The sequence below is a fragment of the Ramlibacter tataouinensis genome, assembly GCF_027941915.1.
In the GTDB taxonomy this organism is placed as follows: domain Bacteria; phylum Pseudomonadota; class Gammaproteobacteria; order Burkholderiales; family Burkholderiaceae_C; genus Ramlibacter; species Ramlibacter tataouinensis_C.
The window spans coordinates 2,635,143-2,656,313 of sequence record NZ_CP116009.1 but is presented as its reverse complement, the minus strand read 5'-3'; the positions used below and the strand labels follow the sequence as shown (position 1 = coordinate 2,656,313).

At 69.6% G+C, this 21,171-nt stretch carries 26 protein-coding genes and 2 pseudogenes; 10 read left to right on the top strand and 18 right to left on the bottom strand.

Annotated elements, in window-relative coordinates:
- The first annotated feature begins 2 nt into the window (after positions 1 to 2).
- The 5 genes from PE066_RS12565 to PE066_RS12545 all read left to right on the top strand — a co-directional run bounded on the left by PE066_RS12565 (position 3) and on the right by PE066_RS12545 (position 5,445).
- Entirely contained in the window at positions 3 to 299 is a 297-nt protein-coding gene (locus PE066_RS12565; protein ID WP_271232877.1) for a DUF493 family protein, read from the top strand.
- 11 nt (positions 300 to 310) lie between these two features.
- Positions 311 to 973: a lipoyl(octanoyl) transferase LipB gene (lipB, locus tag PE066_RS12560; protein WP_271232876.1), complete on the top strand. Its 663-nt coding sequence runs from the start codon at positions 311 to 313 to the stop codon at positions 971 to 973.
- Positions 974 to 983: 10 nt separating this feature from the next.
- Complete coding sequence (lipA, locus tag PE066_RS12555) at positions 984 to 1,973, top strand: lipoyl synthase (protein ID WP_271232875.1); 990 nt, start codon at positions 984 to 986, stop codon at positions 1,971 to 1,973.
- A 55-nt stretch (positions 1,974 to 2,028) separates the two neighbouring features.
- Entirely contained in the window at positions 2,029 to 2,877 is an 849-nt protein-coding gene (locus tag PE066_RS12550; protein ID WP_271232874.1) for a DMT family transporter, read from the top strand.
- 102 nt (positions 2,878 to 2,979) lie between these two features.
- Positions 2,980 to 5,445, top strand: a complete 2,466-nt coding sequence (locus tag PE066_RS12545) for a penicillin-binding protein 1A (RefSeq protein ID WP_440480529.1) — start codon at positions 2,980 to 2,982, stop codon at positions 5,443 to 5,445.
- Here the strand turns inward: PE066_RS12545 and ptsP are convergent.
- From ptsP to PE066_RS12525, 4 genes and pseudogenes are all read right to left on the bottom strand, one after another.
- Positions 5,430 to 7,199, bottom strand: coding sequence for a phosphoenolpyruvate--protein phosphotransferase (gene ptsP, locus PE066_RS12540; protein WP_271232873.1), 1,770 nt, complete (start codon positions 7,197 to 7,199; stop codon positions 5,430 to 5,432). The genes PE066_RS12545 and ptsP overlap by 16 nt on opposite strands.
- Before the next feature lie 103 nt (positions 7,200 to 7,302).
- Positions 7,303 to 7,572 carry an HPr family phosphocarrier protein gene (locus PE066_RS12535; protein ID WP_271232872.1) on the bottom strand — a complete coding sequence of 90 codons (270 nt, stop codon included), beginning with the start codon at positions 7,570 to 7,572 and terminating at the stop codon, positions 7,303 to 7,305.
- Positions 7,544 to 7,994, bottom strand: a pseudogene (locus PE066_RS12530) (PTS sugar transporter subunit IIA); the annotation flags it as partial. The gene PE066_RS12535 and the pseudogene PE066_RS12530, both read right to left, overlap by 29 nt.
- Positions 7,991 to 9,223: an MFS transporter gene (locus PE066_RS12525; RefSeq protein ID WP_271232871.1), complete on the bottom strand. Its 1,233-nt coding sequence runs from the start codon at positions 9,221 to 9,223 to the stop codon at positions 7,991 to 7,993. The pseudogene PE066_RS12530 and the gene PE066_RS12525, both read right to left, overlap by 4 nt.
- Before the next feature lie 78 nt (positions 9,224 to 9,301).
- On the opposite strand from PE066_RS12525, the gene PE066_RS12520 reads away from it, so the two are divergent.
- The 3 genes from PE066_RS12520 to PE066_RS12510 are packed head-to-tail and all read left to right on the top strand — an operon-like array spanning position 9,302 to position 11,829.
- Positions 9,302 to 10,537 carry a CaiB/BaiF CoA transferase family protein gene (locus PE066_RS12520; RefSeq protein WP_271232870.1) on the top strand — a complete coding sequence of 412 codons (1,236 nt, stop codon included), beginning with the start codon at positions 9,302 to 9,304 and terminating at the stop codon, positions 10,535 to 10,537.
- Complete coding sequence (locus PE066_RS12515) at positions 10,537 to 11,271, top strand: alpha/beta fold hydrolase (RefSeq protein WP_271232869.1); 735 nt, start codon at positions 10,537 to 10,539, stop codon at positions 11,269 to 11,271. Before PE066_RS12520 ends, PE066_RS12515 begins: the two co-directional genes overlap by 1 nt.
- Positions 11,272 to 11,331: 60 nt before the next feature.
- Positions 11,332 to 11,829, top strand: a complete 498-nt coding sequence (locus tag PE066_RS12510) for a TlpA family protein disulfide reductase (protein WP_271232868.1) — start codon at positions 11,332 to 11,334, stop codon at positions 11,827 to 11,829.
- A gap of 85 nt (positions 11,830 to 11,914) precedes the next feature.
- Here PE066_RS12510 and PE066_RS12505 read toward each other — a convergent pair whose 3' ends face one another.
- Positions 11,915 to 12,370 carry a c-type cytochrome gene (locus tag PE066_RS12505; RefSeq protein WP_271232867.1) on the bottom strand — a complete coding sequence of 152 codons (456 nt, stop codon included), beginning with the start codon at positions 12,368 to 12,370 and terminating at the stop codon, positions 11,915 to 11,917.
- A 144-nt stretch (positions 12,371 to 12,514) separates the two neighbouring features.
- Between PE066_RS12505 and PE066_RS12500 the strand changes: the two genes are divergently transcribed.
- Entirely contained in the window at positions 12,515 to 13,174 is a 660-nt protein-coding gene (locus PE066_RS12500; protein WP_271232866.1) for a cytochrome b/b6 domain-containing protein, read from the top strand.
- A 103-nt stretch (positions 13,175 to 13,277) separates the two neighbouring features.
- Entirely contained in the window at positions 13,278 to 13,754 is a 477-nt protein-coding gene (locus PE066_RS12495) for a GNAT family N-acetyltransferase (protein WP_271232865.1), read from the top strand.
- Between the two features lie 98 nt (positions 13,755 to 13,852).
- Here the strand turns inward: PE066_RS12495 and PE066_RS12490 are convergent, their stop codons facing one another.
- From PE066_RS12490 to tuf, 13 genes and pseudogenes are all read right to left on the bottom strand, one after another.
- Positions 13,853 to 14,359: a peroxiredoxin gene (locus PE066_RS12490; RefSeq protein WP_271232864.1), complete on the bottom strand. Its 507-nt coding sequence runs from the start codon at positions 14,357 to 14,359 to the stop codon at positions 13,853 to 13,855.
- A gap of 84 nt (positions 14,360 to 14,443) precedes the next feature.
- Entirely contained in the window at positions 14,444 to 14,713 is a 270-nt protein-coding gene (rpsQ, locus tag PE066_RS12485) for a 30S ribosomal protein S17 (protein WP_271232863.1), read from the bottom strand.
- Between the two features lie 12 nt (positions 14,714 to 14,725).
- The gene (gene rpmC, locus PE066_RS12480) at positions 14,726 to 14,929 is read right to left on the bottom strand and encodes a 50S ribosomal protein L29 (protein ID WP_271232862.1); all 204 of its coding nucleotides are present in this window, start codon (positions 14,927 to 14,929) and stop codon (positions 14,726 to 14,728) included.
- A 10-nt stretch (positions 14,930 to 14,939) separates the two neighbouring features.
- Positions 14,940 to 15,356, bottom strand: a complete 417-nt coding sequence (gene rplP, locus PE066_RS12475; RefSeq protein WP_271232861.1) for a 50S ribosomal protein L16 — start codon at positions 15,354 to 15,356, stop codon at positions 14,940 to 14,942.
- A gap of 4 nt (positions 15,357 to 15,360) precedes the next feature.
- Positions 15,361 to 16,278 (bottom strand): annotated as a pseudogene (gene rpsC, locus PE066_RS12470) (30S ribosomal protein S3); the annotation flags it as partial.
- Between the two features lie 14 nt (positions 16,279 to 16,292).
- Positions 16,293 to 16,622 carry a 50S ribosomal protein L22 gene (rplV, locus tag PE066_RS12465; protein WP_271232860.1) on the bottom strand — a complete coding sequence of 110 codons (330 nt, stop codon included), beginning with the start codon at positions 16,620 to 16,622 and terminating at the stop codon, positions 16,293 to 16,295.
- 12 nt (positions 16,623 to 16,634) lie between these two features.
- A complete protein-coding gene (gene rpsS, locus PE066_RS12460) occupies positions 16,635 to 16,913 on the bottom strand; it encodes a 30S ribosomal protein S19 (RefSeq protein ID WP_271232859.1) in 279 nt (92 codons plus the stop codon).
- Between the two features lie 12 nt (positions 16,914 to 16,925).
- A complete protein-coding gene (gene rplB / locus PE066_RS12455; protein ID WP_271232858.1) occupies positions 16,926 to 17,750 on the bottom strand; it encodes a 50S ribosomal protein L2 in 825 nt (274 codons plus the stop codon).
- A gap of 3 nt (positions 17,751 to 17,753) precedes the next feature.
- Positions 17,754 to 18,089 carry a 50S ribosomal protein L23 gene (gene rplW / locus PE066_RS12450; protein WP_271232857.1) on the bottom strand — a complete coding sequence of 112 codons (336 nt, stop codon included), beginning with the start codon at positions 18,087 to 18,089 and terminating at the stop codon, positions 17,754 to 17,756.
- On the bottom strand, positions 18,086 to 18,706 hold the full coding sequence (gene rplD / locus PE066_RS12445) for a 50S ribosomal protein L4 (RefSeq protein WP_271232856.1): 621 nt from the start codon (positions 18,704 to 18,706) through the stop codon (positions 18,086 to 18,088). The genes rplW and rplD overlap by 4 nt, the downstream gene beginning before the upstream one ends.
- A complete protein-coding gene (rplC, locus tag PE066_RS12440; RefSeq protein ID WP_271232855.1) occupies positions 18,707 to 19,390 on the bottom strand; it encodes a 50S ribosomal protein L3 in 684 nt (227 codons plus the stop codon).
- A gap of 184 nt (positions 19,391 to 19,574) precedes the next feature.
- Positions 19,575 to 19,886 (bottom strand): 30S ribosomal protein S10, encoded by a 312-nt coding sequence (gene rpsJ / locus PE066_RS12435; protein WP_145895499.1) that lies wholly within the window; start codon positions 19,884 to 19,886, stop codon positions 19,575 to 19,577.
- Between the two features lie 4 nt (positions 19,887 to 19,890).
- A complete protein-coding gene (gene tuf / locus PE066_RS12430) occupies positions 19,891 to 21,081 on the bottom strand; it encodes an elongation factor Tu (RefSeq protein WP_271232854.1) in 1,191 nt (396 codons plus the stop codon).
- Between the last annotated feature and the right edge of the window lie 90 nt (positions 21,082 to 21,171).

The following is a 21,171-nucleotide window of genomic DNA, read 5'->3' as shown; positions in this document are numbered from 1 at the left end:
CCATGACCGCACCGAAGCCCGCACCTGCCGCCGACCCGCGCAAGGACTCGCTGATCGAGTACCCCTCGCGCTTCCCGATCAAGGTGATGGGCGCCAAGGCCGATGGCTTCGTGCATGCGGTCACCCAGATCGCCCGGCAGTTCGACGGCGAATTCGATGCCGCGACCATCGAGCTGCGCGACAGCAAGGCCGGCAACTACCTGGGCATCACCATCATCGTCACCGCCACCAGCCGCGAGCAGCTCGACGACCTGTACCGCGCGCTGACGGCGCACCCGATGGTCAAGGTGGTGCTGTAGGGCGCTGCGGCATGCAGGTGCGCATGCTCGGGCGGGTGGACTACCTGCCCACCTGGCAGGCCATGCAGGCCTTCACCGACGCGCGCCAGGCGGACACGCCCGACGAGATCTGGCTGTGCGAGCACCCGCCGGTATTCACGCAGGGGCTGGCCGGCCGGCCCGAGCACGTGCTGGCCCCCGGTGACATCCCGCTGGTGGCCACCAACCGCGGCGGCCAGGTCACCTACCACGGCCCCGGGCAGGTGGTCGCCTATCCCTTGCTGGACCTGCGCCGGCGCGGCTACTTCGTCAAGGAGTACGTCTACCGGCTGGAAGAGGCGGTGATCCGCGCCCTGGCGCAGTTCGGCGTCACCGGCCACCGCGTGCGCGGCGCGCCGGGCATCTACGTGCGGCTGGACGATCCCTTCAGCCACGACCGCCTGGCCCCGAACCCGAACGATCCATTCCGCGGCCTCGGCAAGATCGCCGCGCTCGGCGTCAAAGTCAGCCGCCACTGCACCTACCACGGACTGGCGCTGAACGTCGGGATGGACCTGGAACCCTTTTCCCGCATCGACCCTTGCGGTTACGCAGGGTTGCAGACGGTGGACCTTTCTAGAATCGGGGCTCCCACCCCCTGGAACGAAGCAGCGCAGGTCCTGGGCCAGAAGCTCAACGCCCTGCTCGCACCCTGACCCCACGCCCATGAGCTCCACCCCCGTCGTGCGCGAAGCGCAATCCCTCGAGGCCTACGACCCGGCCGCCAAGCAGAAGGCCGCCGCCAAGCTCTCGCGCATCCCGGTCAAGGTGGAGCCGCACGAGATCCTGCGCAAGCCCGAGTGGATCCGGGTGCGGGCCGGCTCGCCCAGCACCCGCTTCTACGAGATCAAGCAGATCCTGCGCGAGGCCAACCTGCACACCGTCTGCGAGGAAGCTTCCTGCCCCAACATCGGCGAGTGCTTCGGCCGCGGCACCGCCACCTTCATGATCATGGGCGACAAGTGCACGCGGCGCTGCCCGTTCTGCGACGTCGGCCACGGCCGCCCGGACGCGCTCGATCCGCACGAGCCGGAGAACCTGGCCCGCACCATCGCCCGCCTGCAGCTGAAGTACGTGGTGATCACCAGTGTCGACCGCGACGACCTGCGCGACGGCGGCAGCCAGCACTTCGTCGACTGCATCCGCCGCACGCGCGAGCTGTCGCCCGCCACCACCATCGAGATCCTGACGCCCGACTTCCGCGGCCGCGACGACCGCGCGCTGGACATCCTCAAGGCCGCCCCGCCCGACGTCATGAACCACAACCTGGAGACGGTGCCGCGCCTGTACAAGCAGGCCCGCCCCGGCTCCGACTACGCCTTCAGCCTGAACCTGCTCAAGAAGTTCAAGGCGCTGTTTCCGCACGTGCCGACCAAGAGCGGCCTGATGGTGGGCCTGGGCGAGACCGACGAGGAGATCCTGGAGGTCATGCGCGACATGCGCGCGCACGGCATCGACATGCTCACCATCGGCCAGTACCTGGCGCCGTCCACCTCGCACCTGCCGGTCAAGCGCTACGTCCACCCGGACACCTTCCGGATGTTCGAGGCGCAGGCCAGGGAGATGGGCTTCACCCACGCCGCGGTCGGCGCGCTGGTGCGCTCCAGCTACCACGCCGACCAGCAGGCGCACGCCGCCGGCGTCGCCAACACCTGATTCGTCCGGCCCCGCGCGAAGGCAGGGCCGCCGCGCCCGGCTAAGCTCGCGCGCCATGCACGCCAACCTGTACGCGCTCGGCGCGATCGGCCTGTGGGCCGGCCTGGCTTCGCTGGGCGCCTCGCTGCAGCACCTGCCGCCCTTCCTGCTCACCGGCATCGCCTTGGTGATCGGCAGCGTGCCGGCCTGGCCCCTCGTGCGCCAGTGGCGGGTGCCGCCCGCGACGCTGGCGCTGGGCCTGTACGGGCTGTTCGGCTACCACTTCCTGCTGTTCATCGCGCTGCGCATGGCGCCGGCGGTGGAGGCCAACCTGGTGAACTACCTGTGGCCGCTGTTCATCGTGGTGCTGGCGCCGGTGTTCCTGCCCGGGCTGTCGCTGCAGGCCGGCCACGTGCTGGGGGCGCTGCTCGGATTCGCCGGCGCCGCCGTCGCGATCCTGGGCGCGGGCGGTGCTTCGGGCAGCTGGTCCTGGGGTTTCCTGCCGGCGCTGGGCGCCGCCTTCATCTGGTCGACCTACTCGCTGCTGACGCGCCGGGTGCCGACCTTCCCGACCGCGGCCATCGGCCTGTTCGGGCTGGTCTCGGGCCTGCTGTCGCTGGCCTGCCATGCGCTGCTGGAGCCGCGGGTAACAATCGGCGCCGGCGACTGGGGCCTGCTGGCGCTGATGGGGCTGGGCCCGCTGGGCGCGGCCTTCTTCCTGTGGGACCGGGCGCTCAAGACCGGCGATGCGCGCCAGATCGGCGTGCTGAGCTACATCACGCCGCTGGCCTCGACCGCGCTGCTGCTGCTGGTCACCGGCCGCGGCCTGAGCTGGAGCATTGCGCTGGCCGCCGCGCTGATCGTCGGCGGCGCGGTGCTGGGCACCCGCATGCGCGAGCGACCGGCGCCCGCCAGCGCAGCCTGAGCGCGATTGGCGCCGGCGGGCCGGACCGCTGGCGTACAAGTCCTACAGGGCCGCGGTGCGGCGCTTCCTAGAGTCGTTGTCCGACTCCGACCGAAGCTGCCGATGACCATGGCCGACCGTGCCGATCCCGGCGCCGCCCCGCCGCGGCGTCCCTGGTTCCTCCGCCATCCCTGGCTGGTCGGTGCCACGGTCCTGCTCGCGCTGCTGGTGGCCGCCACGGTACCGCCGGTGCTCTATCTGATGGATCAGCTGCCGCGGACGCCGCTGATCGGCGACCTCAAGCAAAGCCAGGACGACCACCCCAGCGTGCTGCTGACGTCGGACGGCCAGCAGCTGGCCGTGTTCCGCCAGGAGTGGCGCCAGTGGGTGCCGCTCGCGGACATCTCGCCGCACGTGATCCACGCGCTGCTGGCCACCGAGGACCAGCGCTTCTACGCGCACCGCGGGCTGGACTGGCGCCGCACGCTGGCGGCGGCCCTCAGCACCGTGCGCGGCCGGCTGCAGGGCGGCTCGACCCTGACGCAGCAGCTGGCGCGCAACCTCTACCCGGACGCGATCGGCCGCGCACCGACCCTGGAGCGCAAGGTGCGCGAGGCCCTCACGGCGCTGAAGATCGAGCGCGCCTACGGCAAGGACGACATCCTGGAGATCTACCTGAACACGGTACCGTTCCTCTACAACACGTACGGCATCGAGATGGCCGCGCGAACCTATTTCGACAAGCCGGCGCGCGAGCTGGACGTGCGGGAAAGCGCCACCCTGGTCGGCATGCTCAAGGGCACCACCTACTACAACCCCGTGCTCAATCCGGAGCGCGCACGCGAGCGGCGCAACATCGTGATGGCGCAGATGGTGCGGACGGGCGAGCTGGAGGCGCAGCGCTTTGAGCAGCTCAAGGACACGCCGCTGCAGGTCAAGTTCGAGCGGCGCGACGAGCAGCTCGGCCCGGCGCCGCACTTCACGGTGCTGCTGCGGCGCTGGCTGATCGACTGGGCCGACCGCAACGGCTACAACATCTACGCCGACGGCCTGGTGGTGCGCACGACGCTCGATTCGCGCGCGCAGGCGATGGCCGCCGCCGCCCTGGCCCGGCAGGCCGACACCCTGCAGCAGCGCGTGGACAAGGCCTGGGACGGCCGCAAGGGCTGGGCCGCCCAGCGCGCGCTGGTCGATACCTTCATCCGCGAGACCCCGCAGTTCCAGGCCGCGCGCGCCGGCGGCCAGGACGAGGCGCAGGCAATCGCGCGGCTGCGCACCGACGCCCGGTTCATGCAAGCCCTGCGGGCCGGCAAGACCCGGCTGGAAGCCGGCCTGGTGGCGGTGGAGCCCGGGACCGGGTACGTGCGGGCCTGGGTCGGCAGCCGTGATTTCGCGATCGACCAGTACGACCACGTCAACCAGGCGCGGCGCCAGCCCGGCTCGACCTTCAAGCCCTTCGTCTATGGCGCCGCGTTCGAGCTCGGCGCGCTGCCCACCGACATGCTGATCGACGAGCCGATGGAGTACGTCACGCCGGACGGCAAGATCTGGCGCCCCACCGACATCGGCGAGCCGAGCTACGAGCCGGTCAGCCTGCACGATGCCCTGGCGCGATCCAAGAACACCATCACCGCCCAGCTCATCCACCACGTCGGGGCGGATGCGGTGGCGCGGCTGGCGCAGGCCATGGGCGTGCGCGACAGCCGGCTCGACCCGGTGCCTTCGCTCGGGCTGGGCACCAGCGGGGTGACGCTGCGCGAGATGGCCGCGGCCTACGCCACGATCGCCAACGGCGGCGACTACGTGGCGCCCCTGCTGGTGCTCAGCGTGGAAGACCGCCGGGGCCGGGTGCTGGAATCGTTTGCCCCGGCGGCGCCCGAGCCGGCCCTCTCGCCGGCGGCCGATGCCGAGCTGCTGGACGCCATGCGCGCCGCGATCGACCGCGGCACCGGCGCCGCCATCCGCAGCCGCTACAAGCTGCGCGGCGAACTGGCTGGCAAGACCGGCACCACCCAGTACAACACCGATGGCTGGTTCATCCTGATGCATCCGCGGCTGGTGGCCGGCGCCTGGGTCGGCTTCAACGACAGCCGCATCACCATGCCCGACGCCTGGGGCCAGGGCGCGCGCAGTGCCCTGCCGATGGTCGGCGAGTTCATGGGCCTGCTCGCCGAAGCCCGCCTGGTCGATGCCAAGGCCCGTTTCCCGGCCGCACCCGAGCCGTTCTCCTGGGAGCCGCAGGCGCCGCAATGGGGCGCGCTGTTCCCGCGGCCGCCGCAGTTGCAGCCGGAACTGGTGCCGCTGACCCCCGTCAACCCCTACCCGGCCGAGTACGGGGTGAACACCGGCCCTGCGCTGGGCTTTCCGCCGGTGCAGTCGGTGGTGGTGGCGCCGTCGCCGGTGGAGTCGGCGGGCGGGCGCGGCGTCGAGCGCGCCATCGTGGTCGCGCCGCCCCGTGACCCGGCGGCAGGCGGCGGCGCGGGGCCGCCCCACCGCCTCTGGACACCGCCGGGCGAAGCCAGTGGCGCCGGACCGGCCCCCCTGCCGGCGATACCGGGCCTGCCGGGCGGCGGCTACCAGGGGCCCTGAGCCGCCATCAGCTGGGCCGGTTCCTCGGCCGCCACCACCTCGCGCGCCCACTCGCGCAGCCGCCGCGTGTCGGCCCGCAGCACCTCCTGCTTGACCGCCAGGATCTGCGCCGGGTGCATGGAGAAGCTGCGCAGGCCCAACCCGAGCAGCAGGCGCGTGTAGGCGGTGTCGCCGGCCATCTCGCCGCACACGCTGACGCCCTTGCCCTGGGCCTGGCACTCGGCGATGGTCTGGGCCACCAGGTTCAGCACCGCCGGGTGCAGCGGGTCGTACAGGTGCGCCACCGATTCGTCGGAGCGGTCGATCGCCAGGGTGTACTGGATCAGGTCGTTGGTGCCGATCGACAGGAAGTCGAAGTGGCGCAGGAAGGTCTTGAGGGTCAGCGCCGCGGCCGGGATCTCGATCATCGCGCCCAGCTGCACCGGCCCGTACGCGAGTCCGCGGCGGTCGAGGTCGGCCCGGGCGGCGTCCACCAGCGCCAGGGTCTGGCGGATCTCGCTGGCGTGGGCCAGCATCGGGATCAGCAGGTTGACCTTGCCGTGGGCGGCGGCGCGCAGGATGGCGCACAGCTGGATCAGGAACATGGCGGGGTCGGCCAGGCACCAGCGGATGGCGCGCAGCCCGAGCGCCGGGTTGAGGTGGCTCGAATGGCGGTCGGCCTCGTCCAGCGGCTTGTCGGCGCCGACGTCGATGCTGCGGATGGTCAGCGGCAGCCCGCCCATGCCCTCGACCGCGCGCCGGTAGGCCTCGTACTGCTCGTCCTCGCCGGGCAGGCCGTCGCGCCGGTTCATGAACAGGAACTCGCTGCGGAACAGGCCGACGCCCACCGCCCCGGCCTCGACGGCGGCCGCCGCGTCCTCCGGCAACTCGATGTTGGCCAGCAACTCGATCTTCTCGCCGTCCAGCGTGACCGCCGGCGTGTGCTTGAGCCGGGCCAGGCGGCCGCGCTCCAGTTCGGCCTGGCGCTGCTTGAAGCCGTACTCGGCCAGGATGATCGGCGAGGGCTCGACGATCACCACGCCCTCGTCGCCGTCGATGATCACCCAGTCGTCCTGGCGCACCAGCTGGCTGGCGCCGCGCGCGCCCACCACCGCCGGGATGTCCATGCTGCGCGCCACGATCGCGGTGTGCGAGTTGCGCCCGCCGACGTCGGTGACGAAGCCGGCGAACACGCTCTGCTTGAACTGCAGCATGTCGGCCGGCGACAGGTCGTGCGCGATCAGCACCAGCGGCACGTCGACACTGTCGTCCAGCAGCAGCTCCTGCGTGCGCCGGCGCGGCGGCGGCGCCGCCACCGGCGAGGGCACGCCCTTCATGTAGCGCAGGATGCGCTCGGCGACCTGCTCGAGGTCGGCCTTGCGCTCGCGCAGGTACTCGTCCTCCATCTCGTCGAACTGGCGCGACAGCTGCTCGAGCTGGGTGGTCAGCGCCCACTCGGCGTTGTACAGGCGCTCGCGGATCCAGTGCTTGACGCCGTCGATCAGGTCCTCGTCCTGCAGCAGCATCAGGTGCACGTCCAGCAGTGCCGACAGCTCGTGCGGCGCTTCCTTCGGCCCCATGCCGGCGATGGTGTGCTGCAGCCGCTGGATCTCCTCGACCACCGCATTGCGCCCCTCGCGCACGCGCGCGATCTCGGCATCCACCTGCGACGGCTCGATGAAGTAGTGCGCCACGTCCACCCGCCCGCCCATCAGCACCGCGCGGCCGATGGCGATGCCGCGCGCGACCGGCAGCCCGTGGACAGCGAAGGTCATGGCCGCTCCATGACGAATGGCCGCGTGCGGCGCGCGGCGATGACCGGCGGCTGGCGCTTCGGGGTCATTTCATTCGTCATTGGTCATGCGAAGCGAAGCGGGCTCACTCCCCCTCGCCGAACTTGTCGCGGATCAGCGCCAGCAGCGCGTCCACGCATTCCTGCTCGCGCGACCCCTCGGCCTCGATCAGCACCTCGCTGCCGACGCCGGCGGCCAGCATCATCACGCCCATGATGCTCTTGGCATTGACCCGCCGCTCGCCCTTGCTCATCCAGACCTCGCAGGGAAAGCTGGCCGCCAGCTTGGTGAGCTTGGCGGAGGCGCGGGCATGCAGGCCGAGCTTGTTGCCGATGGTCGTGCGGGTCGAGATCATGGGGCGCGGTGGGGCGGGTTGGGCGCAGCGCCGGCGGCCACCTGCATCACGCCCTGGGTGCCGCCGACGACGGCGCGCGAGACCAGCGCGTCCAGCGGCTCGTTGCGATAGCAGACGCTGCGCAGCAGCATGGGCAGGTTGACGCCGGTGATCAGGCGCGAGTGCACGCCGTCGACCAGCCGCTGCGCGACGTTGCCCGGCGTGGCGCCGAACAGGTCGGTCAGGACCAGCACGCCGTCGGTGCCGGGCCGGGCGAGTCCGGCCATCGCCTCGCGGGCGCGCGCCAGGGTCTGCTCGGGAGCGGCGTCGGGCGGGACATCCACGGCAGCCAGCACCGGCTCGCAATCCGGAAAGACGTGCAGCGCGCACTGGCGCAGCGCGCTCGCAAGCGGTACGTGGCCGATGATCAGGATCGCGTTCATGGCGAGGCCGGCTGTGCGGCCCTTCGATTATCCCGGTTCCCCAGCAGGAACCAGCCGTACGAGGCCACGCTGAAGGCAAGGAAAACGGCGAAGGCGCCTTGAAAGGCGGCTACCTGCGGCCAGCCGAGTGCCTCCAAGCCGTCCACCAGCAGGCCGATGCCCCATTGCAGGGTGAACACGCCCAGGAAGATGACCAGGTTGTAGGCCGACAAGGCACGCCCGGCCAGTGCCGCCGGGAAGGCCATGCCGATGGCGGGCTGGGCCAGCGTGACGAAGCTGGAGCTGACGCAGAACAGGGCCAGCGCCGCGGCGCCGGCGGCCGGACCGGCCCACACGATGGCGGCCAGCACCAGCAGGCTGCAGGGCAGGCCCCAGGCGATCAGCCGGTCGGCGCCGATGCCGCGGCGCGCCAGCAGCGGCGTGACGACGCCCCAGCTCCAGAAGGTGACCAGCATCGACAGGTTGATGGTGAACAGGCCGGCGGCCGATTCGACCGGCGTGTAGCCGGCCACCCGCACCATCCACGGCCCGGCCCACAGCGTCTGCAGTGCCACCAAGCCGCCATAGCTGAAGAAGCCGATCGGCACCATGCGCCAGAAGTAGGCGCTGCGCCAGACCTCGGCATAGCTGGCGGGCGCCGAGTTGCCGGCCGGCGGCGCCTGCCAGGCCGGCACCCGCCAGGCCAGCAGCAGCATGGACAGCGCGATCAGCGCCGCCAGCGCCCAGAACAACGGCCGCCAGCCGGCCAGCGGCACCAGCCACTGCACCGGCAGGGTCGAGGCCAGCATGCCGAACGAGCCGGTCATCAGCATCCAGGAGTTGGCGCGCAGTTGCGCACCTGGGTCGAGCCAGCGGCGGAAACCGGTGAGCGGCGCCATCAGGCAGGCGCTGACGCCGATGCCGCACAGCACGCGTGCGGCCAGCAGCGTGGCGAAACTGCCGGCCAGCGAGAACGCGATGCAGCCGGCCACCGCGATCGACAGGAAGGCGAGGATGACCCTCTTCGGCCCGTGCCGGTCCAGCCAGGTGCCCAGCGGCAACTGGGTGGCGGCAAAGCCGATGAAGTAGCCGCCGGCCAGCAGGCCGAGGTCGCGCGCCGTCAGCGCGAACTCGCCGGTCAGGGTCGGGGCCAGGGTGGCGATGATGGCCCGCAGCAGCGCGGAGAAGAAGTAGGCGAAGGCGAACGCCAGGAACATCTGGACCGCCGCGCGCCGGCTCAGCAGCGCCATCCGGACTTCATCGGCAGGTGCGCTGCGCAGGTCGAAGGCATCGGCCCGATGATACGGTTCCGTTCGACAATCGCGTCCATGACCTCGCTCGACGGCATCCGCATCCTCGACCTGTCCCGCGTGCTGGCCGGCCCCTGGTGCACCCAGACCCTGGCCGACCTGGGGGCCGACGTGATCAAGATCGAGCGCCCGGGCAGCGGCGACGACACCCGCAGCTGGGGCCCGCCGTTCCTGCCGGGCCGCGACGGCCACGACACGCACGAGGCCGCCTACTACCTGGGCGCCAACCGCAACAAGCGGTCCGTCACCTGCGACATCGCGCAGCCGGCCGGACAGGCGCTGATCCGCGAACTGGCGCGCCACTGCCACGTGTTCGTGGAGAACTTCAAGGTCGGCGACATGGCCCGCTACAGACTGGACTGGGCCTCGCTGCGCACCGTCAATCCGCGCCTGGTCTATTGCAGCATCACCGGCTTCGGCCAGACCGGCCCCTACCGCGAGCGCGCCGGCTACGACTACGCCGTGCAGGGCATGGGCGGCCTGATGAGCATCACCGGCGAGCGCGACGACCTGGGCGGCGGGCCGCAGAAGGTCGGCGTGGCGGTGGCCGACCTGTTCACCGGCCTCTATGCGACGGTGGCGATCCTGGCGGCGCTGCGCCACGCCGAGCGCACCGGCGAGGGCCAGCACATCGACATGGCCCTGCTGGACACGCAGGTGGCGATGCTGGCCAACCTGGGCGCCAACTACCTGGTCAGCGGCCAGGTGCCGGGCCGCGCCGGCAACGCGCACCAGAACATCGTGCCCTACCAGGTGTTCGAGGTCGCGCCGGCAGCGGACGGCGGCAAGGACCACATCATCCTGGCCGTCGGCAACGACGGCCAGTTCGCCAGGTTCTGCGAGGTGGCGGGCCGGCCGGCGCTGGCGCGCGACGAGCGTTTCGCCCGCAACCAGGACCGGGTGCGGCACCGCGCCGTGCTGGTGCCGATGCTGGAGGAGGTGATGCGCACCCGCGGCAAGGCCGAGTGGCTGGGCGCGCTCGAGGCGGCCAAGGTGCCCTGTGGAGCGATCAACAACCTGGCCGAGGTGTTCGCCGACCCGCAGGTGCGCGAGCGCGGCATGGTGACCGACTGGCCGCACCCGCTGGCCGACGGCTTGCGGCTGGTGGGCAGTCCGATCAAGATGGGAGCGACCCCGGTGCGCAGCGAACGGCCGCCGCCGCTGCTGGGGCAGCACACGCGCGAAGTGCTGACCGGCGTGCTCGGCTGGAGCGACGAGCAGGTGGCCGGCCTGCAACGACAGGGAGTGACCTGATGGCCAATTTCGTCCTGGTGCACGGGGCCTGGCACGGCGGCTGGTGCTGGCAGCGGGTGGTGCAGGCGCTGGCGCGCGAGGGCCACCGGGCGCATGCGGTGACGCTGACCGGGCTGGGCGAGCGGGCCCACCTGCTGTCGCCGGCCATCACGCTGGAGACCCACATCCAGGACGTGGCGGCGGCGATCGAGGCCGAGGAGATGGACGACGTGGTGCTGGCCGTCCACTCGTACGCCGGGATGATCGGCACGGCGATCGCCGACCGCATGGGCGGCCGCCTGCGCCACCTGGCGTACGTCGATGCGGTGGTGCCGCGGCCGGGCGAGAGCTGGAGCAGCACCCATGCGCGCGCCGTGCGCGATGCGCGCCTGGCCAGCGCTGCCGCCTCGCCCGAGTTCGCGCTGGCCGTCCCCGATCCGGACAACTACGGGCTGGACGCCGCCGATTACCAGTGGGTCAAGCGCCGGCTCACGCCGCAGCCGGGGCACTGCTACGAGGCGGCGCTGGCGTTCGACCCCGCGCGCGTGGCGGCCGTGCCGAGAACCTTCGTCAACTGCACCCGGCCGCCGCTGCCCACCATCGACGCCATCCGGCCGCGCATGGCCGACCCGGGCTTCTGGGCCGGAGCCTGGCGTGGCGGCGCCGGCGCCCGCGTGGTCGAGCTCGCGAGCGGCCACGACCCGATGGTCAGCCAGCCGGCGGAGCTGGCCGCCGTTCTGTCGGCCTGCGCCTGAGTCCCGGCCAGAAACCTTTTGCCGGAAACGGGGTCCATCGGGCCGTAAACTGGACAGCCCATGAAGAAAGCATTGATCGGCGTGGTGGCGGCGGCCGTGGTGGCCATCGGCGCCACCGTGTACCTGAACACCGGGACCGCGGCCGCGCCGGCGTCCACCTTCGTCCTGCTGGACGGCAGCAAGAAGACCACCGAGGACCTGAAGGGCAAGGTCACGCTGGTGAACTTCTGGGCCACCAGCTGCACCACCTGCGTCGCCGAGATGCCGCACATCGTCGAGACCCACGACAAGTACAAGGCGCGCGGCTACGACACCCTGGCCGTGGCGATGAGCTACGACCCGCCGAGCTACGTCGTCAATTTTGCGCAGACGCGCAAGCTGCCGTTCTCCGTGGCCATCGACAACACCGGCGCGGCCGCCAGGGCCTGGGGCGACGTGCAGCTGACGCCCACCACCTTCATCGTCAACAAGCGCGGCGAGATCGTGAAGCGCTACGTCGGCCAGCCGGATTTCGCCGAGCTGCACCAGTTGATCGAGCGGTTGCTGGCGCAGGGGTGAGCGCTCCGGCGCGCTGGAATGAACAAAGGGCGCCACCGGCGCCCTTTGTTTTTCGGCGTGCCCCGCTTCACGGGGCTTTGCCGGGTCACTTGTTGCGGAAGTCGTCGTGGCAGGCTTTGCAGGTGCCGGCGGTGGCGCCGAAGGCGGCCTTCAGGTTGTCCAGGTTGTTGGTCTTGGCCGCCGCCAGCAGCTTGCCGGATTCGCCGACCAGCTTTTCGTTGTGCTCGCGGAACTTGGCCTGCTCGGCCCAGATCTCCGGCTTGGCCTTGGTCTGGCCGACCTTGTCGGTACCGGCGACGAAGCCCGCCCAGGGCAGCTTGGCCATGACGTTGACGATTTCGGCGTTCTCCACCGCCGCCTTGGCGTCGTAGGGGGCCTTGCCGTTCACCATCGCGCCGATGCGACCGAAGTGCTGGGCCATCACGAACAGCGAGTTCTGGCGGTACTTGACGGCGTCCTCCGGCTTGGCGAACTGCGCCGCGGCCGGGCCCGCGAAGGCGGCGGCTGCAGCGGCGAGGGCGAGCGGTGCGAAAAATCTCATGAAGGGTCTCCGGGTTGATGGGTGCCGCGGGGGCGGCGCCGGGTTTGTAGCAAATCGGCCCGGTCCGGCGGCGCACTCGGGAATTTGGCGGGGACCGGCGCGGTCGGAGATTCCACGCACAATCGGCGGCGAGAAAATCGACCCATGACCCTGCACACCGTTCGCGTCTGGGACCTGCCCACGCGCCTGTTCCACTGGGGCCTGGTGGCCTGCATCATCGGCCTGCTGGCCACCGCCTGGGCGCCGGGCTCCTGGATCGTGTGGCACGCCCGCCTGGGCTACGCCGTCCTGGCGCTGCTGGTCTTCCGGCTGGTCTGGGGGCTGGTGGGCGGGCGCTGGTCGCGCTTCGCCGCTTTCCTGCAGGCGCCGGCCCGGGTGGTGGACTACCTGCGCGGGCGCGCCCATCCCGACCATCTGGTGGGTCACAACCCGCTGGGCGCCGCCTCGGTGCTGGCCATGCTGGTGGCCTTGCTGGCACAGGTCGGCACCGGGCTGGTCAGCGATGACGAAATCGCCTTCCAGGGACCGCTGAACCGGCTGGTCGGCACCGACACCGGCCTGGCCGCCACCGCGTACCACGCCGACATCGGCCAATGGCTGCTGGTCGGCCTGCTCGGCCTGCACATCGCGGCGGTCCTGTTCTACCAGTGGAAGAAGAAGCACGACCTGGTCGGACCCATGCTGCGCGGCGACAAGGTGCTGGCCTTCCCGGCGCCGGCTTCGCGCGACGATGCGGCGTCCCGGCTGGCCGCCCTGGGCCTGTTTGCCGCGTGCGCCGGTGCCGTCGGCTGGCTGGTCACCTAGCCCCTGCCGGCCGAGCGGCTCAGCTTGAGCCGCTGCGGCCAGCCGCTAAACTGGCCAGCCCGTCCATCCCCCCGCCACCAGATTGCCCACGGCCGACTTACCCTTGATCGAGCTGGCGACGCCGGCCAGCGCCGAAGAGCTGGAAGCCACCCGCGAGATCTTCATCGAATACGCCCAGGGACTTGGCGTGGACCTGTGCTTCCAGGGGTTCGAGGAGGAGTTGAAGACGCTGCCCGGCGAGTATGCGGCTCCCCATGGCGCGCTGCTGCTGGCGCGGGTCGATGGCGCCCTGGCCGGCTGTTGTGCGCTGCGGCCGCTGGCCGCCTGCGACTACCCCAACGCCGCCGAGATGAAGCGGCTGTACGTGCGCAGGGCTTTCCGCGGGTTCGGGCTGGGCCGGCAACTGGCCGAAGCCATCCTCGACGCAGCCCGCCAGGGTGGCTATGCCTGCGTGCTGCTCGATACGCTGGACGACATGGAGGCAGCGCGCGCCTTGTACGAGGACCTGGGTTTCCACCCGATCGAGCCGTACTACCACAACCCCATCGCCGGCGCGCACTACCTGAAGGTGGACCTGTAGCGCTGAAAGCCCCCGGACGGGCGGCCTGAAAAGCAAAAAGGGGCACGCCTGTGCGCGCCCCTACCGCTCGCCCGAGCGAAGCAGGCGCGAGGTCCGGCTTACCCCTTGGCTTGTGCCAGCAGCGTGGCGGCGTCGCTCACCTCGAACTTGCCCGGCCCTTCCACATTCATCGTGGCGACCTTGCCGTCCTTGACCAGCATGGAGTAGCGCGTGCTGCGCACCCCCATGCCCCGGCCGGTGAGGTCCAGCGTCAGGCCGGTGGCCCGGGCGAAATCGGCGCTGCCGTCGGCCAGCATGCGCACCTTGCCGCCGGTCTTCTGCTCGCGCGCCCAGGCGCCCATGACGAAGGCATCGTTGACGCTGACGCACCAGATCTCGTCGACCCCGGCCTTCTTCAGCTCGTCGAACTGCTGCACGTAGCCCGGCACGTGCTTGGCCGAGCAGGTCGGCGTGAAGGCGCCGGGCAGGCCGAACAGGGCGATGGTCTTGCCGGCCGCCGCCTCCTTCACCTTCACCGGGTTGGGGCCGATGCTGCAGCCATTGCCCTCGACTTCCGAGTACTCCTGCAGCGTCACATCGGGCAGGTTGTCTCCGACCTTGATCATGTGCATTTCTCCTGTTGCTGGGTCTGAAAAAAGAAAACGGCCCACATTGTGGGCCGTTTCGAAGTCGCGGGAAGGCGAGGGGGTTTAGACCGCCGCGGCCTTCTGCACCAGGCGGGTAGCCACCCAGTTCTTGGTCTTGGAGATCGGCCGGCTCTCGGTGATCTCGATCAGGTCGCCCACGTGGTACTCGCCCTTTTCGTCGTGGGCGTGGTACTTGCTCGAGCGGGCCACGATCTTGCCGTAGAGCTCGTGCTTGACGCGGCGCTCGACCAGGACCGTCACGGTCTTGGCACGCTTGTCGCTCACCACCTTGCCAACCAGGGTGCGCTTCAGAGAAGTCTTGGCTTCCGTCATGTCCGTCACTCCTTACTTGGCGGTCTCGGCGCGCTTCTGGGCCAGGATGGTCTTGGCGCGCGCGATGTCGCGGCGCGTGACGCGCAGCGAAGCGGTGTTGTTCAGTTGCTGGGTGGCCTTCTGCATGCGCAGGCCGAAATGGGCCCGCTGCAGATCCTTGACCTCGGTCTCGAGGGCGGCCACGTCCTTCTGGCGCAGGTCGGATGCTTTGCTCATGCTTTCCTCCTTACGCGCCGATCATGCGCGACACGAACGTGGTGCGCAGCGGCAGCTTGGCCGCCGCCAGGCGGAACGCCTCGCGCGCCAGCTCCTCGGGCACGCCCACGATCTCGTACAGCACCTTGCCCGGCTGGATCTCGGCCACGTAGAACTCGGGGTTGCCCTTGCCGTTGCCCATGCGGACTTCGGCCGGCTTCTGCGAAATCGGCTTGTCCGGGAAGACGCGGATCCAGATGCGGCCGCCGCGCTTGACGTGGCGGGAGATCGCGCGGCGCGCGGCCTCGATCTGGCGCGCCGTCAGGCGGCCGCGGTCGGTGGACTTGAGGCCGAAGTCACCGAAGGCGACGCTGTTGCCACGCGTCGCGATGCCGGTGTTGCGGCCCTTCTGCTCTTTGCGGTACTTGCGTCGAGCGGGTTGCAGCATGTTTACTCTCCTTGCCGTCGGCCGGGGTGGCGGCCGGCGCGGCGACCTTGCGGGCTACGCGCTTAACGGCGGGTTTCGGCGCATCCGCGCCTCCAGTTGCCTCTTGGGGCTTGTCGCTGCCGTCGGCGGGCGCGGCGCTGGTCGAGCCAGCACCGGCGCCGCCGCGCGGGCCGCGCGAGGGACCACGGCGATCGCCGCCGGGGCCGCCGCGGCCGTCACGGCGCGGGCCGCGCGGGCCACGGCGCTCCTCGCCTTCGGGGCGGGGCGTCGAGTCCAGCGACGGCGCGTCGCTGCGGCCCAGCGTGTCGCCCTTGTAGACCCACACCTTGACGCCGATGACGCCGTAGGTGGTCTTGGCTTCGGAGAAGCCGTAGTCGATGTCGGCGCGCATCGTATGCAGCGGCACTCGGCCTTCGCGGTACCACTCGGTGCGCGCGATCTCGATGCCGTTCAGGCGGCCCGCCGACATGATCTTGATGCCCTGCGCGCCCAGGCGCATGGCGTTCTGCATCGCGCGCTTCATGGCGCGGCGGAACATGATGCGCTTTTCGAGCTGCTGGGTAATCGAGTCGGCGATCAGCTGGGCATCGACTTCGGGCTTGCGCACTTCCTCGATGTTGACGGCGACCGGCACGCCCAGGCGGGTGGCCAGTTCCTTCTTCAGCGCCTCGATGTCCTCGCCCTTCTTGCCGATCACCACGCCCGGGCGGGCCGAGAAGATGGTGATGCGGGCGTTCTTGGCGGGGCGCTCGATCAGAACGCGCGAGACGGCGGCGTTCTTCAGCTTGCTCTTGAGGTACTCGCGGACCTTGATGTCCTCGGCCAGCATGCCGGCGAAGTCACGGTTGTTGGCGTACCAGCGGCTGGCCCAGTTGCGGCTGACCGAAAGACGGAAGCCGGTCGGGTGGATTTTCTGTCCCATATTCTTGCCTTGCCTCAGTTGCCGACCGTCACGTACACGTGGCACGTGGGCTTGCTGATGCGGTTGCCGCGGCCCTTGGCGCGCGCCGTGAAGCGCTTGAGCGTGGCGCCCTGCTCGACGTAGATGGTCTTGACCTTCAGCTCGTCGATGTCGGCGCCTTCGTTGTGCTCGGCGTTCGCGATGGCGGACTCCAGCACCTTCTTGACCACGAGGGCGGCCTTCTTCTGGGTGAAGTCCAGGATGTTCAGCGCCTGGTCCACCTTCTTGCCGCGGATCAGGTCGGCCACCAGCCGGCCCTTGTCGACGGACAGGCGGACGCCGCGGAGGACTGCACGGGTTTCCATGGTGTCTGCTCCTTACTTCTTCTGGACTTTCTTGTCCGCCGGGTGACCCTTGAAGGTGCGCGTCAGGGCGAATTCGCCCAGCTTGTGGCCCACCATCTGGTCGGTGATGTAGACCGGCACGTGCTGCTTGCCGTTGTGCACGGCGATGGTCAGCCCGATGAACTCGGGCAGGATCATCGAGCGGCGCGACCAGGTCTTGATCGGCTTCTTGTCCTTGTTGGTCACGGCCTTGTCGGCCTTGGCCACCAGGTGGTGGTCCACAAACGGACCCTTCTTGAGAGAACGCGTCATTTGTGCGACCCCTTACTTCTTGCGGCGCGAGACGATGAACGTCTGCGTACGCTTGTTATTACGCGTGCGGTAGCCCTTGGTCAGGTTGCCCCACGGATCGACCGGCGGCATGCCGGTGCCGGTGCGGCCCTCGCCGCCGCCGTGCGGGTGGTCGATCGGGTTCATCGCGACGCCGCGCACCGTCGGGCGGATGCCCATGTGGCGCTTGGCGCCGGCCTTGCCGAGCTGGCGCAGGCTGTGCTCTTCGTTGGCCACCTCGCCGATCGTGGCGCGGCACTCGATGTGCACGCGGCGCACTTCGCCGGAGCGCATGCGCACCTGCGCGTAGACGCCCTCACGGGCCAGCAGCGTCGCCGAAGTGCCGGCCGACCGCGCGATCTGCGCGCCCTTGCCGGGCTGCAGCTCGATGCAGTGGATGGTCGAGCCCACCGGGATGTTGCGGATCGGCAGGGTGTTGCCGGCGCGGATCGGGGCTTCGGAGCCGGACACCAGCTGCGCGCCGACTTCCAGCCCGCGCGGAGCGATGATGTAGCGGCGCTCGCCATCGGCGTAGCACACCAGGGCGATGTGCGCCGTGCGGTTCGGGTCGTACTCGATGCGCTCCACCTTGGCCGGGATGCCGTCCTTCTCGCGGCGGAAATCCACGACGCGGTAGTGGTGCTTGTTGCCGCCGCCGCGATGCCGGATGGTGATGTGGCCGTTGTTGTTGCGGCCGGCCTTCTGGAACTGCTTTTCGAGCAGAGGCGAGTAAGGCTCACCCTTGTACAGGTGGTCCCGCGTGACCTTGACCACGGCGCGCTGGCCGGGCGAGGTCGGTTTCATCTTCACGACTGCCATGATTTACGCGGCCTCCCCGGAGAGGTTGAGCTCCTGGCCTTCCTTGAGCGTCACGTAGGCCTTGCGCACGTTGTCGCGGCGACCCACCGAGCGGCCAAAGCGCTTGGTCTTGCCCTTGGTGTTGACCACCGACACGCCGGTGACCTCGACCTTGAACATCAGTTCCACGGCAGCCTTGATCTCGGGCTTGGTGGCGTCCTGCAGCACCTTGAAGGTGACGGCATTGGTCTTGTCTGCCACCTGCGTCGCCTTCTCGGAGACGATCGGTGCGACCAGCACCTGCATCAGGCGGCCTTCGTCGAACTTGCGTTCGGCGGGAGTGGGGTTCACACGGCTCATGCGAACATCTCCTTGAGCTGGTCGAGGGCGCCCTTGGTGAGCAGCACCTTCTTGAAGTGCACCAGCGACAGCGGATCGGCGTAACGCGGCTCGACGACGAGCACGTTGGCCAGGTTGCGGGAAGCGAGATACAGGTTCTCGTCGACCTCTTCGGCGATCACCAGGACCGACTCGAGGTTCATGGCCTTGAAGCGGGCCGCCAGCTGCTTGGTCTTGGGCGAATCGACCTTGAGCGAGTCGACCACGGCCAGGCGCCCTTCGCGGGCCAGCTGGGAGAAGATGGACGCCATGCCGGCGCGGTACATCTTCTTGTTGATCTTCTGGGTGAAGTTCTCTTCCGGGCTGTTCGGGAAGATGCGGCCGCCCCCGCGCCACAGCGGCGAGGAGGTCATGCCGGCGCGGGCCCGGCCCGTGCCCTTCTGCTTGAACGGCTTCTTGGTCGAGTGCTTGACCTGCTGGCGGTCCTTCTGGGCCCGGGTGCCCTGGCGGGCGTTGGCCTGGTAGGCGACGACGATCTGGTGAACCAGGTCCTCGTTGTATTCACGGCCGAACACGGTCTCGGGCGCGTCCACCTTGGACGCGGCCTGGCCCTGCTCGTTCAGGAGTTCGAGCTGCATTTACTTCGCTCCCTTCTCGGCGGCGGCGGCCTTGGCCTTGACGGCCGGGCGCACCGTGACGAAGCCGCCCTTGGCGCCGGGCACGGCGCCCTTGACCAGCAGCAGCTGGCGCGCTTCGTCGATGCGGATGACGTCGAGGTTCTGGGTGGTGACGGTCTCGTCGCCCATGTGGCCGGTCATCTTCTTGCCCGGGAACACGCGGCCCGGGTCCTGGGCCATGGAGATCGAGCCCGGGACGTTGTGCGAGCGGCTGTTGCCGTGCGAGGCGCGCTGCGAGGCGAAGTTGTGGCGCTTGATGGTGCCGGCGTAGCCCTTGCCGATCGAGGTGCCCTGCACGTCGACCTGCTGGCCCACGGCGAACACGTCGGCCACCGGCACGGTGGCGCCTGCGGCGTACTTGCCGGCGGCCTCGGCCGTCACGCGGAATTCCTGGATGATCTCGCCCGCCTCGACGCCCGCCTTGGCCAGGTGGCCGGCCAGCGGCTTGGACACGCGCGAGGGACGACGCTTGCCGAACGTGACCTGCAAGGCCGCGTAGCCGTCGGTTTCCTGGGTCTTGACCTGGGTCACGCGGTTGCCCGACACGTCGAGCACCGTGACAGGAATGGCATCCCCGTCATCGGTGAACAGGCGCATCATGCCCACCTTGCGGCCCAGCAACCCGAGGGAGTTGCTTTGACTCATGTTGTTAGCTCCTGAACTTGCGCCGCAGCCGCTGCAATTGGCTTCTGCGTTGGACGCCCTCCCGCAGGAGAACGGCACAAGAAGGTTGAAAAAAGCTCCGCACCTGTCGGCGCGGAGCCCGAAATTATAGCCGGACCCCGGCAAGCCTGCCAAGAGCGGGCACTGACTTGCCTTGCGGCTGCGCTTACTGCAGCTTGATCTCCACGTCCACGCCGGCCGGCAGGTCGAGCTTCATCAGCGCGTCCACCGTCTTGTCGGTCGGGTCGACGATGTCCATCAGACGCTGGTGGGTGCGGATCTCGAACTGGTCGCGGCTCGACTTGTTGACGTGCGGCGAGCGCAGGATGTCGAAGCGCTTCATGCGCGTCGGCAGCGGCACCGGCCCCTTGACGATGGCGCCGGTGCGCTTGGCGGTATCGACGATCTCGGCGGCGGACTGGTCGATCAGCTTGTAATCGAAGGCCTTGAGGCGGATGCGGATTTTCTGCTGGGCCATCTGATTACTCCATGATCTTGGCGACGACGCCGGCGCCGACGGTCTTGCCGCCCTCGCGGATGGCAAAGCGCAGGCCTTCTTCCATGGCAATCGGGGCGATCAGCTTGACGGTGATCGTCACGTTGTCGCCGGGCATCACCATTTCCTTGTCCTTGGGCAGCTCGATCGAGCCGGTCACGTCCGTCGTGCGGAAGTAGAACTGCGGGCGGTAGTTGTTGAAGAACGGCGTGTGGCGGCCGCCCTCGTCCTTGCTCAGCACGTACACCTCGGCCGAGAAGTGCGTGTGCGGCTTGATCGAGCCGGGCTTGCACAGCACCTGGCCGCGCTCGACGTCCTCGCGCTTGGTGCCGCGCAGCAGGATGCCGACGTTGTCGCCGGCCTGGCCCTGGTCGAGCAGCTTGCGGAACATCTCCACGCCCGTGCAGGTGGTCTTTTGCGTGGCCTTGATGCCCACGATCTCGATTTCCTCGCCGACCTTGACGATGCCGCGCTCCACGCGGCCGGTCACCACCGTGCCGCGCCCGGAGATGGAGAACACGTCCTCCACCGGCATCAGGAAGGCGCCGTCGACGGCCCGCTCGGGCGTCGGGATGTAGGTGTCCAGCGCCTCGGCCAGCTTCAGCACGGCCTGCTCGCCCAGCTCGCCCTTGTCGCCTTCCAGCGCCAGCTTGGCCGAGCCCTTGATGATCGGGGTGTCGTCGCCAGGGAAGTCGTACTTGCTCAGCAGCTCGCGCACTTCCATCTCCACCAGCTCCAGCAGCTCGGCGTCATCGACCATGTCGCACTTGTTGAGGAACACGATGATGTAGGGCACGCCCACCTGGCGCGCCAGCAGGATGTGCTCGCGCGTCTGGGGCATCGGGCCGTCGGCGGCCGAGCACACCAGGATGGCGCCGTCCATCTGGGCAGCGCCGGTGATCATGTTCTTGACGTAGTCGGCGTGGCCCGGGCAGTCCACGTGCGCATAGTGGCGCGCCGCCGTCTCGTACTCGACGTGCGAGGTGTTGATCGTGATGCCGCGCGCCTTTTCTTCCGGCGCCGCGTCGATCTGGTCGTAGGCCTTGGCTTCGCCGCCGAACTTGGCCGACAGCACCGTCGCGATCGCCGCCGTCAGCGTCGTCTTGCCGTGGTCCACGTGGCCGATCGTGCCCACGTTGACGTGCGGCTTGGTGCGCTCGAATTTACCTTTTGCCATTGAAAAATCTCCAGAAAGAGCAATGCCCGTGATCGGGTTTTACGTCTGCACCACGCTCCTGGCTCCCTCGCCACGGGCAGCGAGGGGGGC